Source organism: uncultured Nostoc sp., assembly GCF_964245445.1.
Classification (GTDB): Bacteria; Cyanobacteriota; Cyanobacteriia; order Cyanobacteriales; family Nostocaceae; genus Nostoc.
In genome coordinates this window covers 17,447-33,805 of sequence record NZ_CAXTNE010000011.1, presented here as the reverse complement: position 1 = coordinate 33,805, position 16,359 = coordinate 17,447, and the positions used below count along the sequence as shown (strand labels likewise).

The 16,359-nt window shown below is 41.8% G+C and carries 14 protein-coding genes; 4 read left to right on the top strand and 10 right to left on the bottom strand.

Translation table 11 applies throughout. The features are described 5' to 3' along the window. Positions 1-42: 42 nt before the first annotated feature. Positions 43-2,652, top strand: coding sequence for a UDP-forming cellulose synthase catalytic subunit (bcsA, locus tag ACFE90_RS03440; RefSeq protein WP_375497746.1), 2,610 nt, complete (start codon positions 43-45; stop codon positions 2,650-2,652). Between the two features lie 185 nt (positions 2,653-2,837). Here bcsA and ACFE90_RS03435 read toward each other — a convergent pair whose 3' ends face one another. The 4 genes from ACFE90_RS03435 to ACFE90_RS03420 form a co-directional block, all read right to left on the bottom strand. Continuing rightward, complete coding sequence (locus tag ACFE90_RS03435; RefSeq protein WP_375497744.1) at positions 2,838-3,521, bottom strand: Crp/Fnr family transcriptional regulator; 684 nt, start codon at positions 3,519-3,521, stop codon at positions 2,838-2,840. Positions 3,522-3,967: 446 nt separating this feature from the next. Then, complete coding sequence (locus ACFE90_RS03430) at positions 3,968-5,155, bottom strand: HetZ-related protein 2 (protein WP_375497742.1); 1,188 nt, start codon at positions 5,153-5,155, stop codon at positions 3,968-3,970. A 1,039-nt stretch (positions 5,156-6,194) separates the two neighbouring features. Continuing rightward, entirely contained in the window at positions 6,195-6,542 is a 348-nt protein-coding gene (locus ACFE90_RS03425) for a carbon dioxide-concentrating mechanism protein CcmK (protein ID WP_118167458.1), read from the bottom strand. An 85-nt stretch (positions 6,543-6,627) separates the two neighbouring features. Continuing rightward, the gene (locus ACFE90_RS03420) at positions 6,628-6,939 is read right to left on the bottom strand and encodes a BMC domain-containing protein (RefSeq protein WP_094352432.1); all 312 of its coding nucleotides are present in this window, start codon (positions 6,937-6,939) and stop codon (positions 6,628-6,630) included. Positions 6,940-7,209: 270 nt separating this feature from the next. Here ACFE90_RS03420 and ACFE90_RS03415 point away from each other — a divergent pair, with 270 nt between their 5' ends. Continuing rightward, positions 7,210-8,094, top strand: a complete 885-nt coding sequence (locus tag ACFE90_RS03415) for an alpha/beta fold hydrolase (protein ID WP_375497740.1) — start codon at positions 7,210-7,212, stop codon at positions 8,092-8,094. 176 nt (positions 8,095-8,270) lie between these two features. On the opposite strand, the gene ACFE90_RS03410 is transcribed toward ACFE90_RS03415, so the two are convergent. Continuing rightward, positions 8,271-9,017 carry a hypothetical protein gene (locus tag ACFE90_RS03410; protein WP_375497738.1) on the bottom strand — a complete coding sequence of 249 codons (747 nt, stop codon included), beginning with the start codon at positions 9,015-9,017 and terminating at the stop codon, positions 8,271-8,273. A gap of 2 nt (positions 9,018-9,019) precedes the next feature. Further along, positions 9,020-9,652 (bottom strand): ParA family protein, encoded by a 633-nt coding sequence (locus ACFE90_RS03405; protein WP_229467979.1) that lies wholly within the window; start codon positions 9,650-9,652, stop codon positions 9,020-9,022. A gap of 282 nt (positions 9,653-9,934) precedes the next feature. Here ACFE90_RS03405 and ACFE90_RS03400 point away from each other — a divergent pair, with 282 nt between their 5' ends. Then, the gene (locus ACFE90_RS03400; RefSeq protein WP_375497784.1) at positions 9,935-11,317 is read left to right on the top strand and encodes a cytochrome P450; all 1,383 of its coding nucleotides are present in this window, start codon (positions 9,935-9,937) and stop codon (positions 11,315-11,317) included. Positions 11,318-11,607: 290 nt separating this feature from the next. On the opposite strand, the gene ACFE90_RS03395 is transcribed toward ACFE90_RS03400, so the two are convergent. From ACFE90_RS03395 to upp, 3 genes are all read right to left on the bottom strand, one after another. Beyond that, positions 11,608-11,865 (bottom strand): YggT family protein, encoded by a 258-nt coding sequence (locus tag ACFE90_RS03395; protein ID WP_100899972.1) that lies wholly within the window; start codon positions 11,863-11,865, stop codon positions 11,608-11,610. 127 nt (positions 11,866-11,992) lie between these two features. After that, positions 11,993-12,346 carry a hypothetical protein gene (locus ACFE90_RS03390; RefSeq protein ID WP_109012741.1) on the bottom strand — a complete coding sequence of 118 codons (354 nt, stop codon included), beginning with the start codon at positions 12,344-12,346 and terminating at the stop codon, positions 11,993-11,995. Between the two features lie 72 nt (positions 12,347-12,418). Next, positions 12,419-13,069, bottom strand: coding sequence for a uracil phosphoribosyltransferase (upp, locus tag ACFE90_RS03385; RefSeq protein WP_375497736.1), 651 nt, complete (start codon positions 13,067-13,069; stop codon positions 12,419-12,421). Between the two features lie 344 nt (positions 13,070-13,413). Between upp and crtH the strand changes: the two genes are divergently transcribed. Further along, positions 13,414-14,904, top strand: a complete 1,491-nt coding sequence (gene crtH / locus ACFE90_RS03380; protein ID WP_375497734.1) for a carotenoid isomerase — start codon at positions 13,414-13,416, stop codon at positions 14,902-14,904. Between the two features lie 228 nt (positions 14,905-15,132). Here the strand turns inward: crtH and purT are convergent, their stop codons facing one another. After that, entirely contained in the window at positions 15,133-16,296 is a 1,164-nt protein-coding gene (purT, locus tag ACFE90_RS03375; RefSeq protein ID WP_375497732.1) for a formate-dependent phosphoribosylglycinamide formyltransferase, read from the bottom strand. Positions 16,297-16,359: the final 63 nt, after the last annotated feature.

Here is a 16,359-nt window from a genome sequence, read left to right as displayed (position 1 = left end):
TATCGACAATCTTAAATTTAAATTTCAAAATTTAGATCCACAATGTCTTCTTCCCCCCACACACCGCCCCGGAAATCACGCGATCGCCAGCGCTTAAAATTGAGCAATTGGTTGATTGATATTACCCCCCGATTTTTTGACCGCACTCTCCAAAAAGTCGGTGTGAAACAGTTTAAGTGGTTTATCCTGCTGCTATTGGTACTCTCAGTGCCACTGATTATTACTCCAATAGAAGTTTGGCAGCAGGGATTGGTAGCAGTATTTCTTGTGCTACTCGGTCAAGTGGTCATACACGCTGAGTTTCAAGAGTCTTCTTCAGAAATCAGCCACTATTATCACCTGTTTCTGCTGTGGCTGAGTATGGTAACAACGCTGCGTTATTTATACTACCGCACCAGCTACACCCTTAACTTTGATGGTTGGCTCAACAGCATCGCTTGCGTATTGTTGTTCGCCGCCGAACTTTATGCCATCCTCACCTTAATATTGGCATACTTTCAAACCCTGAAAATTCAAGAACGCCAACCAGTTAATCTGACAAACATTCCTCAACAGGAATGGTTCAAAGTTGATATCTATATCCCCACTTACAACGAAGATGTGGAGATTGTTCGTAAGACGGCTGTGGCAGCCTTAGCCTGTGATTATGCTCTTGATAAAAAAAAGGTTTATATCCTTGATGATGGTCGTCCAGAAAAGTATAAACAGAACGACCCACGCCGAGAACAGTTTAGCAAAAGACGGGAACAGCTACGGCAAATGTGCCAAGAACTCGGCTGTATACACATGACGCGGGACAATAACGACCACGCTAAGGCTGGTAATATCAATACCGCCTTTTACAAAACCGACGGTGATTTAGTGTTGATTTTAGACTGTGACCACATTCCATCGCGGCAAATTCTCTTGCATACAATGGGTTTTTTCTTCGATCCCAAAGTATCGTTTGTCCAAACTCCTCACTGGTTCTATAACCCCGACCCCTTCGAGCGTAATCTGCTCACCAAAGGTAGAATACCCGCAGGCAATGAACTGTTCTATAAGGTACTGCAAAAAGGTAACGATTTTTGGAATGCCGCCTTTTTTTGCGGTTCTGCAGCATTAATCCGCAAATCCCACGCTTTAGAAGTTGGGGGAATTGCAGTGGAAACCGTGACAGAAGATTGCCACACTGCTTTGCGATTGCATTCGCTGGGTTACAAGTCTGTCTATTACGACAAAATTATGGTGGCTGGTTTAGCGCCAGAAACGTTTTCTTCTTACGTAGGACAACAAGTGCGTTGGGCCAGGGGAATGGCGCAGATTCTGCGATTAGAAAACCCCATTTTTAATCCGAAGCTGAACCTAACATTTGCACAACGGATTTGTTACTTTAGCGCGACTTCACACTTTTTGTATGGCTATCCTCGACTAATATATGCGATCGCTCCGACACTCTTTTTATTATTTGGCATTAACTCTGTCCAAGGTTTGGGTTTAGAAACTCTAGCCTACGCCCTACCCCATATTCTCCTCTCTCTTTTCACTAACTACATCATTTACAAAAACGTCCGTTTCTCCTTCTGGAATGAAATTTTTGAATTTGCGATGGCTTTCCAGGCTGGGTGGGTGACGATGTTAGCGCTGTTTAATCCCAAGCTGGGTTCATTTAACGTTACCGACAAAGGAACGTCTATAACCAAACGTACCTTTGATTGGGAATCGATGCGTGGTCTTTTGGTGGTGACAGCACTTGTAGTCTCTTCCTTACTAGCTGTTCCTTATTGGCTGCTGCTACATCCTGAAGATTGGCAAGCGGTCTTAGTCAACACCATGTGGTCTGTTTTTAATCTGGTTTTGCTGATAGCTGCTTTGCTGGTTGGTTTTGAACAACCACAAGTACGTACTGCCCACCGTTTACAGCGTCGCCTCCCCATCTTAATTAGCAGTAGAGGTCAAACAATCATGGGCAAAACGGTGAATATTTCAGAAACTGGGGCATTAATTTCTTTGGAAACTTGGCCCAATTTACTGGAGGAAGCGGAAGTTGAGGTGATGGGAGATTATACTGCTAGCGCCTCTTTAACAGCGCAGATTGTCCGAGTCTCTCCTATTAATGACACAGAAACACTTTTGGCTGTTGATTTTGTGAAGCTCAACGATGCCCAACGCGATGCTTTAACTCTAGTTTTATATTCTGATGTCCGGGAGTGGTATTCGCAAAAGGGCCAGTATGTAGACCGACCCTTTGCTTCCCTTGGATTCTTAGCCACAAGTCTGACTCGGGCCTTGCGTGACGTGAAACAAACTAGCCGTAAAAAGGTACGCAAGCAGGTAAATAGCCATAGCCGACTCTACTGGGATGGTAACTTCTTCTTTGCAGTAGCCACAGAATTAGGAACAACGGGTTTGCGCTTGGAAATAGAGGATACAAAAGCCGTGTCTTCTCACAAAATGATAGGACAACAGGATTTGTACACGATGCGAACTGTTAAACCATTAGTTGGTTTACTGTTGAATGAGGATGAGGATAACCTCTCATCTAACCGATTTGTTGCCGAAATTTATGCAGTAGAAGAGACAAATGGCAAGATTGCACTCGAATTAGTTTTTCCAGAAAAATTCAAAGAACGTCAGGACACAAAAATTAAACAACTATTGGAGGTTCTGTAGCAGAAGTACTTAACTAGATTTTGACCAGCGCAAGCTCCATTTCAGTTCAGATGTTGCTTGCGCTTAGGAGTCTTTTAAATTGTAAAAGTCAATTATTGTGGGGTGGGTAGCGTTCAGTCGAACGCTACCCACCCCACAATAATTGAATATTTTTTGATTTGTCAGTTCCTAATAACCCTTAGCAATCATACTTTACCAGCCAAGTTTATCAACTGTTTGAAGTTTACGAGATAAATTATGTTGTTGGCGCTGTCAATTTTGATCCACCCTTTCTCATGCAGCTTTTCCATAATTTTGGTAGTTTCTTCAACACCAATTTCTGTCACCTCTGCTAAATCTTTGAAAGGAATGTTAAAAATGTCCTTTCCACAATTCGATTCTTGACCATAGCTTTCGCCTAAAGTCACTAGGGTATGGGCAAGTTTGACTGCTGGTGGTGAAGACCGCATTTGTAAACGCAAGTTAATTTGTCGCAATCGCCGCACCATAAGTTGTAACATCCGATGATGTAACTGCGGGTCTTTGAACAAGATTTGAATAAAACGCTCTCTAGATACACTCAGCAAATTCACAGACGAAAGGGCTATGACATCGGTTGAGCGTGGAGATTCATCCAAAATTGCCATTTCTCCAAAAAAATCGCCTTTACCAAAAATTGCCAGAGCTACTGAATCTTCCCCGACGGTACGCCGGACTTTGACCCAACCTGAAACAACGAAGTAAACGGCGTTACCCCAGGCATCTTCCATCACAACGGCTCGCCCAGATGGGTATTCATGTTCAATTGCAACGTTGAGCAGCCATTCCAAAGTTTGGGGGGTGGCTGTACTCATTAAGGGGAAAAGTTCACTAAAAACCTCAGTCTGCATGAAATATTTATAAAAAATGGATTCAAGAGCAGGAAACTAACTTTGTCACTATAAATTTGTTTAGACCGTAATCTTATTTAGAATACGGCAGCAAAATCTCTATCTATTTGAGTTGAACTCTAAGCTTGATCAGTCTAGAGTTCGATTACAACATAACAATTATGTATAAAATTGGAATCAGCGATTTCACTTACAGAACTATGATTTGAGGTTTAATTATTTAATTAAAACTTTAGTTGTGGATATAAAGCTTATTAATATAAAAAATATATCGAGCGGAAAGTGTAACGAGACATAACGCGTCCAAGATTAATCTTATGCGTGCTTTCAGAAGTTCTACTCTAGTAACTGAGGCATGAGGGGATGAACTTGCTATGAATTCTCCCCTGCTCGCCATCTCCTAGTTTGGTATACCACCTTAATTGAGCAACTAAATGCCTCACAGGCTACTCCTGGCTTCTTAAAGATTGGGCAGCAAGATAGATTTTTGTCCATTCACCTAGCACTTGATGGGTTTTGAGTTTTAACTGTTGGCCTATTGCTTCTATTGAGTTACCTGCTCTCCGCAAATCTAGAATCTGCCGTCCCAGAGGAGTCAATTTTTCATCTAGTTGCTGCCATTGGTTTTGGGTTAAACCCAAGTTATGTTCTTGCAAGGAAATTGAGAGCCAATTGTCTACTAGCTCTGGTTTACCTTTGAGGGCAAAAACACGCACAGCGTGGTAACTGATTTTTTCTCGCAGACGGTATACTTCTTTAGTCGGCTTATTTAATCTGTGGGCGATCTCTTCCTGGGATTTACCTTGTAAATATAGTCGTAGCCACTCTACTGCGTCTGTTCCCAGATTTTCTTGTAAATAATTTTCAAATTCTTTTTGTACTGACTGACGCAGGACTTGTTGTTCCTCTAGCTGTTGTGCTTCTTGATATTCTGCGATCGCCTGATTATCGACTAAGTTAACTCGATTGTCATTGTCGTCAGTGAGAACTTCTTCTGACACCAGTCTAATCAAGTCACGGCCCGGCACTTGGGTTAAGCCACCGCGCTGAGTGCGACGCAAGTAATTCACAAACCGATAAGCTAATAGGGGTTGATTGCGGACTGGTCGCAGACAATATTCTTCTACACTGGCAAATAGTAGAGCATCTCCCAATCGTCTATCACTTGTATATTTGGCAATATCAGCCATTTGCTGTTGCATCTGGCTGTCGCTTTGCAGTAATTCTTGGAGTACTTCTTGCAATACATCCATCACACTACGCTGGCGATCGCGGCTTAGGGCAACCCAAGTCTGAATTTTATTCCGTAATGTTACTAAACTCCCCAATCGCGTTATCAAGTTCCGATAAGCACGTTCTCGCCCTAGCCCCAAATAGCGTTGACGTAAAATTCTCCAGCGATATTCCATCGCTTGCTTGGCGATATCGAATTCTTTAGGGTTAAACAGATCAAACCGTTTGGAGTCAGATCCCAACAACCAGAGAATAATGCTTTGCCTAGCAGCTTCATTTTGGTCTGGACATTCCGCAGCCAAGCGCTTTCGCCAATCTAGAGCTAGTTGTTCCACATCTGCTGTCATAGTGAGATTGCGTTCCTCGAAACTCAATTTTGAAGTTTGCATCACAACCCCCATTTGTCCCACCTAATTGTTTAACTGGCAACCTGCCCGGATTTCATGAGTCTCATGAAAATAGCTTAGTGATTCCACTTTTATTACGTCTTAATTCACTAGAATTATGCAGAAATTTCTATATTCATGTTGTGCTTACAGGTTTCCAATTCCCCAAACCCATACCTATGATGCTTTTGGGGCTATTTTCTAATTTAATTTCTTTGTAAAGTTATGTTTTCTAACTGAGAATAGAAATCTGCCTACAGTGGTGGGGATAAACCTTTACACGAGGTGGGTTGAGGAAATCTGAATATTCTGTAAACGACCGGAGGAACGAATCTAATTTAACTCAATGTCAGGCATAATTTCACCCGTATACGTTTCAATACTTTACAAGCCCTTACGTAGATAAATACTTAGTTAAATCTCAATAGGCTTGGTATTAGTGATATTTTGCCCAGGACAATCCCTTAAACCCATGCCAGTCACTCATGGGGCAGCCCTGCCGTGGACGGCTTCCCCAGAATAAAGTAAGTATGTGAAAACCTTTAGCATATAAATTGATTTTTGTGATATATTTTTATTATTTTAAGTTTATATACGTAAATTAACATTTATGAGGATTGTTTGGTAAGCCGTTATATAAACCTTAAATAAATTCTTCAATCCCTACTATCGCTATAGCGTGGAATCAGACCTAGGTATGCCAGATGGAGATGTCTACGACGGGCTACGCCTACGCTATTCTAGATAGTAGGGATTGATAGGTCAATTTATCTTTTCTAAACTAGCTTCATCCACAACTGTGCCTCTAACATTGGCAAGTTGTTCTTACAACTTTTGCATTTTAAAAAATAAATAGTCAACAGTCAATATTGATTTTGACTATTGACTTTGACTGTTGCTTTCCCTATGCTCCAAAATTCAACTTATGCAAAATCTCAAAACAGAAAGAATGCAATCCTCTAAAGTTTTGATAGTCAGAAGTCTGACAAGAAACTTATCTTTAAATTCATTTATGGGAATTTTTTGTTTTGAATTCCCCCACAGGAGGTTAAATCTATCGACTGTTGGATCTAACAATGGGATTTTCTACAGATTCTCGATACCCTTGGACTTGTTCTGTGTAACCAATTGGCAGAACAGCTTCAACGTTTTCATGGGGACGAGCAATAATTACCCAGGATTCAAGTGTACCGCCATAAACATTTTCTGCGGCTTCAACACCGGCAGCCATAGCGGCTTTTACTTCAGAAACATCGCCACGAATATTAACTGTAAAACGAGCGCTACCTACTCTGATATAACCAACGAGGGTAACTCGACCAGCTTTTACCATAGCATCTGCTGCTGCTAGCACCGCAGGGAAACCTTTCGTTTCAAGTGCTCCAACTGCCTGTAATGACATTATTAATCTCCTGTATGAATAAACGATATGGGGACTACCAGTTAATTGTACGAAGCTTCGCTACAGATTTTAATAGCAAAATTGCTTAGAACATGCGAAATGGTTCTGATTCTTCAGTGAAATGGATTGGTAATATGGTTTCAACATTTTCTGGGGGATTAGGAACGATGTAGTAGGTAATTACTGTACCAACCTTAACTTCCTCTCCAGCTACGATTCCGGCTTCAACAGCTCTATTTACTTCAGAAACGTGTCCCCGGACGGCGACTAACAAACGAGCGCTTTCTGCTTGACCATAATACACAATTGTGACTGCGGCAGCTTTGACCATTGCATCGGCTGCTGCTAAGACACTAGGAAAACCTAAAGTTTCAATTACGCCAACGGCCATTGGCATGGCATTAGCTCCTGGATTAAGGGATAGGCGATTTTAATTGTACGTGGCTTTAGTCCCAATTTTGACATTTTAAAAAACTTTTTTTGATGTCATAATTTTTGGGGGAGTAGGAAGTTAGGAGTTAGGAGTTAGGAGTTAGAATGTTTTGATAGCTGCTGGTCTATGTTTTATGTATTACAATTAATATTTCAAGATGTTAGTTTGTGTAATTTTGTTGTTTAACAAAATCAGCGATGTGTGGAAGCAAGCTAGTACGATAAACTGAAATTTATGTTTCCGAATTTTCTTCCTAAAGCAGTTGGGCAACTGACAGAATCTGCCTCGATCGCACTAGCTCAAAGTATTCAAACAACTGCGATCGCTACTCCTTTAATTAATCAACCAGTTACCACGACCTATGTCAAGCAAGGCAGTGATGGAACTCCTATTTTATTAATTCACGGCTTTGATAGTTCTGTGTTAGAATTTCGGCGGCTTTTGCCATTACTATCTGGAGATAATGAAACTTGGGCAGTGGATTTGTTGGGTTTTGGGTTTACAAATAGACTCTCAGAAATAGCCTATAGCCCAACTGCGATTAAAACCCATCTTTATTATTTCTGGAAAAGCCTGATTAACCAACCTGTAATTTTGGTAGGCGCTTCGATGGGAGGTGCAACTGCAATTGATTTTACGTTGACTTACCCAGAAGTAGTAAAAAAGTTGGTGTTAATTGATAGTGCTGGGTTGGCGGGTGGTTCCCCATTAAGTAAATTCATGTTTCCCCCATTAGATTATTTAGCAACTCAGTTTTTGAGTAATATGAAAGTGCGCGATCGCGTTTCCCGCATTGGATATAAAAATCAAAGTCTTGCCTCTGTCGATGCGCTATGTTGTGGCGCATTACATCTACAAATGCCGAGTTGGCATCAAGCTTTGATTGCTTTCACTAAAAGTGGTGGTTACAGTGCTTTTAGATTTAATAAAATATCACAAATTATGCAACAAACGCTAATCTTATGGGGCGATTCCGATAAAATTTTGGGTACTAGGGATGCCATAAGATTTAAAATAGCAATTCCACACAGTACCCTCGTCTGGATTCAAGATTGTGGCCATCTCCCACACCTGGAACAACCACAAATCACCGCACAGCATATTTTAAACTTTCGATAATTGTAGTTAAAACCCAAGAAATCTGATGCATCTCTTGCACTTTATTGGATGTATTTGGGGAGAACGTCTTAAAAAAATACGAGGGTATACTGTGGCGGAAGTTTGCCTACCTTTGACAAGGGGCAAAATCCCCTTGTCTGGTTAATCGTGGCTAGCTGGATTTGCGCCAAGCTGTACTAGTCAAGTAACCACATCTCATTAGAACTCTCAGGATACTCATTTGGTTGATTTTGTGGTTGATTTTGAGCTAGTGGTTGCGATGACCGATGCGATTTTTTGTAGTTAAGTGGATTGTAGTGGTCTTTTACTGGTTTTATAGCACTAGTTTCTTTTACAACACTACCAGCATACTCATCTGGTTGATTTTGAGCTAGTTTTTCTGATGAAAGATGTGATTTTTTGTAGTTATATGGATTGTAGGGTTCCTTTACTGGTTTTATAGCACTAGTTTCTTTTACAGCTACAGCAAGTTTAGAATTATCTTCGGCTGTTTGTTTTAAAGCATTAATTTCTTCTATAAGCTTAGAATTCGCTTCTGCGAGTTGCAGTGCTGTTTTTTTGGTTTCTTCAAGTTCTTTTGTAACCTGTTGTACTAATGATTTATGTTCGGATGCTAATGTTTGTTGTTTAGATAGTTTTGATTGCAAATCAGCAATTTCCTGCCCAAGAGATGCTTCCTTTTTATGGCTTTTTTCCAGATTAGCTGTCAACTCTTTGACAATTGCTTCTAATTCAGCCTTAGTTGGAGTTGTGCGCTTAGTAGAATTTGGCTCAGGTGTTTGTGCTGAGGATTCTTCATCTGATGAAGCTTGTTCTTCGGCAATTTCTTGTGCTGTAACTTCGATCGCAGATTCCCCTTCAGAGGGTGTAAATTTTTGCGCCTCTTCTTGTAGTAAGTCAGAGAGACTTTGTTTCCTAGCCATTATTATTTTCTCCAATCACGCTGTAATTCATCAGCTGCACGGCGGTAGTCTAACTCCGCCTCCCGTGCATTACTTCCTCGCCATTGACTAATCGCTACACCCTCAAGTGCCGCTCGTTCATGAGCCTTATAAGCACGGATAAAAGTATTACAAGCAGGAATACCTAATCGAGTGAGAGTGTTTTTTGCTTCTAGTGCTTCCCCGATACTGCGCGTATCAACTTTGGTAAGCAGTACCCGATGGGGAGTTCCCACGGGGATGACGGCTTCTTTGACTGTTTCCACTAGGATAGCTAAATCCATTGCGGCTGGGGGTGTAGGCAAAACTAGATAATCTGCGATCGCAACTACCGCCACTAATGCTTCAGAGCGCAGAGCGGGAGGCGTATCCACCACTACTAAATCGTAACCTGTTATCTTTCCTAAATTACCTAAAAGTGTCGGATCTGTTTCTTGAGATAAATCAAATCCCATTCCCTGCTGACTGCGCCCAAACCACCAACTGGCAGAACCTTGAATATCTGCGTCAATCAGCAGTACCTTTTTTTTCTTCGCAAAGTTTGCAGCCAGATTGACCGCGGTGGTCGTTTTACCGACTCCTCCTTTACCGTTAAGAATAGCGATGATTTTTGGCACTGCTTTAGCGAGGAAAAGGGAGTGGGGGGTAGGGAATAGGGAATAGGGAAGAAATCTTTTTCATTTTGGTTGTGGGATTTTTTGATTATGGACTGACTTGAAAGAGTGTTGAGTACTGAGTTAGTTATTAGAAGTTATTAGTTATTATCCTTCTCTTCCATTTTTTACTCCCTACTCCCTACTCCCTACTCCCCCATGATGAATATACCGCTTTATGTGGGCCTCAAGAACATGAAAACTCGTAACAATAAAATTCAGAAGCCATCAATTCCCCAAACTCCGATGACAGCAACTTACAATTTGCCTAATGGGCCTCAAATGCCGCGCTGGCTGCGGATGATCAAGTTTATTGGTCAGCCTGTAAAATATGTGGATGATTTTGCCAAAATTTATGGTGATACTTTTACCATCAGAAGTAGTCGCTCTAACAACCATATTGTGTACTTTAGTCAACCCCAAGCGCTTGAGCAGATTTTTACTGCTGATTCCAGCCATTTTGAGATTGGCAGGGGGAACATAGGACTAAAATTTTTGCTTGGCGATCGCTCCTTTATGTTAGCGGATGGCGATCGCCACCAGCGCCAACGGCAATTACTAGCTCCTCCTTTTCATGGCGAAAGGATGCGGGCTTATGGTCAGGATATCCAAAAAATAACCCGACAAGTGAGTAATCAATGGCAAATTGGCAAGCCTTTTAATATCCGAGAGTCGATGCAAGAAATCACCTTGCGTGTTATCCTACGGGTTGTATTTGGTTTAAACGAGGGAGAGCTTTTTGAGTCACTGAGGCGATCGCTAAGTGACTTACTAGACTTCATCAGTTCGCCCGTAATGTCTAGCGCTTTCTTTTTCAGGTTCATCCAAAAAGATTTCGGTGCGTGGAGTCCGTGGGGTCGGATTCTGCAACAACGGCAAAAAATTGATCAACTTATTTATGCTTTGCTTCGAGAACGTCGGGCCCAATCCGATCAAAATCGTCAAGATATCCTAAGTTTGATGATGGCTGCTCGTTATGACGATGGTCAAGGGATGTCAGATGAAGAATTACACGATGAGTTGATGACACTGCTAGTTGCAGGACATGAAACTACCGCTTCTGCGTTGACATGGGCTTTTTACTGGATTGACCATTTCCCGGAGGTGCGTGAAAAGTTGCTACAGGAACTTAACACAATTGGAGTTAACCCGGATTTGAGTAGTGTAGCTAAATTGCCCTATTTGACAGCAGTGTGCCAAGAAACATTGCGAATTTACCCAATTGCCATGACTGCTTTCGTGCGGGTTGTGAAGATCCCAATTAAAATTATGGGCTACGAACTGCCAGAGGGAACAGCAATAGTCCCCAGTATTTATTTAGCGCATCATCGAGAAGAAGTTTACCCACAATCCAAGCAGTTTAAACCAGAACGCTTTTTAGAAAGACAATATTCACCTTATGAATATTTACCCTTTGGTGGCGGGAATCGTCGCTGTATTGGCATGGCATTTGCTCAGTATGAAATGAAAATTGTCTTGGCAACTATTTTGTCAGAATTTCAAGTATCGCTAGTGAACAAACGTCCTGTGCATCCTGTGCGCCGTGGGTTAACTATAGCTGCACCTGCCGGAATGCGGATGGTTGCTACACATCAGGTTAAGCGTGCAAATACACCAGCGTTAATATAACTGACACTTTTTACATACTTAACAACTGCCTTAGAATTCATTCTGAGGCGGTTGTTGAGAAGACTAAAAGAGAGTTTCACTCTACTTAAGCGGACTTTAGCTATTAGTTTTACACTTCAAGTCTTGGCGGGCTAGGAATTACCAATTATGAATTCACTCGATTTTTTGATTGCGATAGATGAACTTCTCCATATAAAAAAATTGTAGAGACGTTTTCACAATTGGCGTCTCTACAATTTTTCTTATTCGGCTACTAATCAAAATCCCTGTATGAATAAATGGCAGGCTAATTAATAAGGAATGGCTCTCAAAAAGCCACCAGCTAAGTTGAGCGCGAAGAAAGCTAAGATCGGAGAAAAATCCATACCACCCAATGGGGGAATAATTGAGCGAAATAGATTCAGATAAGGGTCAGTTATTTGGGCTAAAGCAGCAAATGGCTGATTATACCAGTTGATTTGCGGAAACCAGGTCAACAAAACCCGGATAATTAGCAAATAGCTATAAAAGGTGACAAAGGTAACTAGTGTCGTAATCAGTAAACTCATGGATAGCTTTGTTTCCTACTAAGTGTCAAACGCGGTCTTATCTTTTAATTTTAATTTAGTCTATGTCATGATGTTTGCGGATTTAGCACTTACCACACTTGACATTTTCACCACGCTTGAACAAACTTCAAGAGTCTTTAGTGAGAGAGCGGTCATTGCTTGCTTGGGGTGAACCGCTATTAACATTTCCCAGTTGCTTCCGCACATCATCAATTGTGGCATTTAGCTGGGCAATTTTATCTTCTAGCGATCGCCTAGCCGTCTCTATACCGATGCTCTCGCTTTCTGAGGCTTTCATCTGACGCCGCTTTGCTGCTATTTTCTTGGCTTCGGCTTGGCTATCCGTCAGTTCTGTCTCCTCCTCTGCTAGCAACTCTGGATTGCGTCGAGAAGCAATCAGTGCCCCGATAACACCGCCAAATACGCCACCGACAAATGCCCCTGCTACAAAACCACTGCCAAAACCATCTCGTTGACTCATATTACCGCCTTCAACAAACCTTGCAACTTTTACAGTAGTTATGCTATTTTCCTGCCCTAGCTGCATAGTAGCTTAAGTCCCAAAGATGCGATCGCCTGCATCTCCCAATCCCGGCACAATATACCCCTTGCTGTTAAGTTTTTCGTCAATAGTCGCCGTGTAAATTATTAAACCTGGATAAGCTGCACTCAGTTTTTGCAAAGCTGGTGCAGCCGCCACTACGCAAACAATCCGGGTCAAGGATGAATCAGCACCCCGTTGTGTCAATTCTGCCATTGCCGCCATCATCGACCCTCCGGTTGCCAACATTGGATCGGTAATTAACACTCGTGTTTCGGGGTCAAATTTTTCTGGTAACTTGTTCAGATAACAATGAGGTTGCAGTGTTTCTTCGTCTCGCGCCAAACCAAGATGGTAAATCGATGCTAAAGGCAGTAAAGTCTGCGCTCCCTCAAGTAATCCTAGTCCAGCCCGCAGAATTGGTACTACTGCTACTGGTATCTGCGGATCAATCACGGTTGCTGAACACGTATCCAAGGGACTCTGCACCGTCGTTTCTTGGGTCGGCAACCAGTCTCGTGCAGCTTCATAAGTCAGCCATCTTCCCAACTCAGTCATGGCACTGCGAAATAATACTGAAGGTGTGCCTGCATCACGGGCAACTGCCAGCCAGTGTTTTATCAGGGGATGGGGTGGAACATAAACCCGCAATTGTAGCGTCATAGCCAGAAATAAGGGTTTTTTTATTGTATAAGAACTGAAAACACCATAATACTCTTTCCTGCATCCGGCTGACAGCTGATAATTAACGCTGTCAGATTTATTGATAAAAATTTTCATTAATAGTTGACATTAATTCTCAATCAAAGCTATATTGTTATACAGTGTTCTCCTCTCTTTTAAGGATCGGTAGACGGGATTAGCCAGCAGCAGCAGGCTCGTCCCTCTTTTTTTTGATTAGTCATTGGTCATAGTAAATATTGATTGACTTTAGACAAAGGACAAGGGACAAATAACATAGACGCTTCTGCGGCTTCCCGCAGGGTAGGACAAAGGACAAATGACAAATGACTATTGATGCGATCGTCATAGGGTCTGGGATTGGCGGATTAGTAACAGCAACCCAGTTAGCAGCTAAGGGAGCGAAAGTGCTGGTACTGGAACGTTATTTGATTCCAGGTGGGAGCGCTGGTTATTTTGAACGCCAAGGTTATCGATTTGATGTTGGCGCATCGATGATTTTTGGGCTGGGACAGAACGGCACTACTAATTTACTCACCCGCGCTTTGTCAGCTGTGAATGTTAGCCAAGAAGCGATCGCAGATCCGGTACAGATTCACTATCATCTACCCGAAAATTTAAACCTGAAAATTGACCGGGTTTATGAAAAATTTTTGCAAAATCTTACTGCTCATTTTCCCCATGAAAAACAGGGGATTCGTTGTTTTTATGACGAATGCCAAAAAGTATTCAACTGCCTCAATCGCATGGATTTGCTGTCGCTGGAAGAACCTCGGTATTTACTGCGGGTATTTTTCCAACATCCTTTGGCGTGTCTTGGTTTAGCTAAGTATCTGCCCCAAAATGCCGGGGACGTGGCGCGGCGCTACATTAAAGACCCGCAATTATTGAGATTTATCGATATGGAATGTTATTGCTGGTCAGTGGTTCCATCAGACATGACACCAATGATTAATGCTGGGATGGTCTTTTCTGACAGGCATTATGGCGGAGTTAATTATCCTAAAGGCGGAGTCGGACAAATTGCCCAAAAACTGGTGGAAGGTCTAGAGAAGGCTGGAGGTAAGATTCAGTACCAAGCTAGAGTCACGAAAATTCTCACAGAACAGGGAAAAGCGGTAGGTGTGCAACTGGCTAATGGTAAAGTATACCGGGGTAAACGCATAGTTTCTAATGCTACACGCTGGGATACATTTGAACAATTATTATCAGTAGAAGAAATGCCACCTAATGAGAAAAAGTGGCAACAAAATTATCAAAAATCTCCAAGCTTTTTGAGTTTGCACATCGGGGTAAAAAAGTCAGTTTTACCTGCGGCGACAGAGTGTCACCATATTTTGCTGGAAGATTGGGAAAAGATGACAGCAGCAGAAGGCACTGTTTTCGTTTCGATTCCTACATTGCTTGATCCAGATTTAGCACCAAGTGGATATCACATCATTCACGCATTTACGCCTCACTGGATAGATGATTGGCAAGAACTTTCTCAGAGTGAGTACGAAGCGAAGAAAGAAGAGGCGGCTTGGCGAATTATTGATCGCCTAGAAAAGATTTTTCCCGGATTAGATGCTGGATTGGATTATCTGGAAGTAGGGACACCCCGCACCCATCGCCGCTTTTTGGGTCGTCAGGATGGCACTTATGGGCCAATTCCCCGACGGAAGTTGTGGGGATTATTGAATATGCCCTTTAATCGCACAGCTATTCCAGGACTTTATTGTGTAGGGGATAGTACTTTTCCGGGTCAAGGATTGAATGCAGTAGCTTTTTCTGGGTTTGCTTGCGCCCATCGCATTGCCGTAGATTTAGGATTTTAACGTACATCAAACCGCGATGCTTTTTGGTATTAGCGCATAATTATACAAAAATTTTCATAGGGCTTCGTTACCATTTCCACCTTGGAATAAATTCCAAGGTTAATAGCTTGCATTCCTCCTAACAAACTGATACTTGCGCTTGAGGTTAAAGAACAAGCTCATACCCCAATGACTGAGCAATTATAAGCTTAATTTGACACCAATGGCGCACATGCGTCCCTGCGGGAATTAGATAATTGTGATTTTACTTGCAGCCCTAGTAGCCTTTTCCCTTGCCTCTTGGACATTAGTACCTTTCGCTAAAGCTACGCCCATTCGCCGATATGGATGAGCATTAGGTTTACCAAATAATCTAATATCTACATCTTTTTCTGACAAAGCATCCGCTACACCACCAAAAGCAATAGAATCAGATTTTTCTGAAGCTAAAATTACCGCACTGGCTGATGCTCCTAGCTGTTCTATATTAGGAATTGGCAAGCCTAAAATTGCTCGCAGATGAAGTTCAAATTCATTTAAATTTTGTGAGATTAATGTCACCATTCCTGTATCGTGAGGTCTGGGAGAAAGTTCAGAAAAAATCACTTCATCTTTGGTAATGAAAAATTCAACACCAAAAATTCCGGCTCCTCCTAACGCATCGGTGACTTTGATGGCTATTTCTTGAGCTTTTAATATTTTGTCTTCAGAAATTTCTGCCGATTGCCACGACTCTTGATAATCTCCTCTTTCTTGGCGATGACCAATAGGAGAACAGAAAATAGTGGGTGCATTCCACTGTTTAATTGTCAGTAAAGTTATCTCAATTTCAAAATTAATAAATTCTTCTACGATGACTTTTTGACTGTCTCCTCTAGAATTAGCAATCGCATAATTCCAAGCCTTCTCAACTTCACTCTTCTCTTGCACTACGGACTGGCCTTTACCAGAGGATGACATCACAGGTTTAACAACATTAGCAAACCCAATTTCATCAGAAACTGCAATCAATTCTTCTAGAGTTGTTGCATATCCATATTTAGCCGTTCTGATGCCTAATTGTTGATGTGCCAGTTCTCGAATTCTATCGCGGTTCATTGTATAGTTAGTAGCAGCCGCAGTCGGTATAACTGTAATCCCTCGCTGCTCAAATTCGATCAGTTTTTCTGTTCTGATTGCTTCAATTTCTGGTATAATAATGTATGGCTGATGTTTTTTGACTACAGCTTCTAAATCATCAGCACTGAGCATAGAAATAACTTCATAAGCATCAGCAACTTGCATAGCTGGAGCATTGGCGTAGCGGTCAACGGCAATCACATAATTACCAAGACGTTGAGCAGCGATCGCAAATTCTTTGCCTAGTTCTCCTGAACCCAGCAACATCAATTTCTGGGGCAATTTAATACTCATTAACTTATCCAGGTCAATCTCAATTTAATAATTTTATAATTTTGTGTGTTTTAATTACCATTT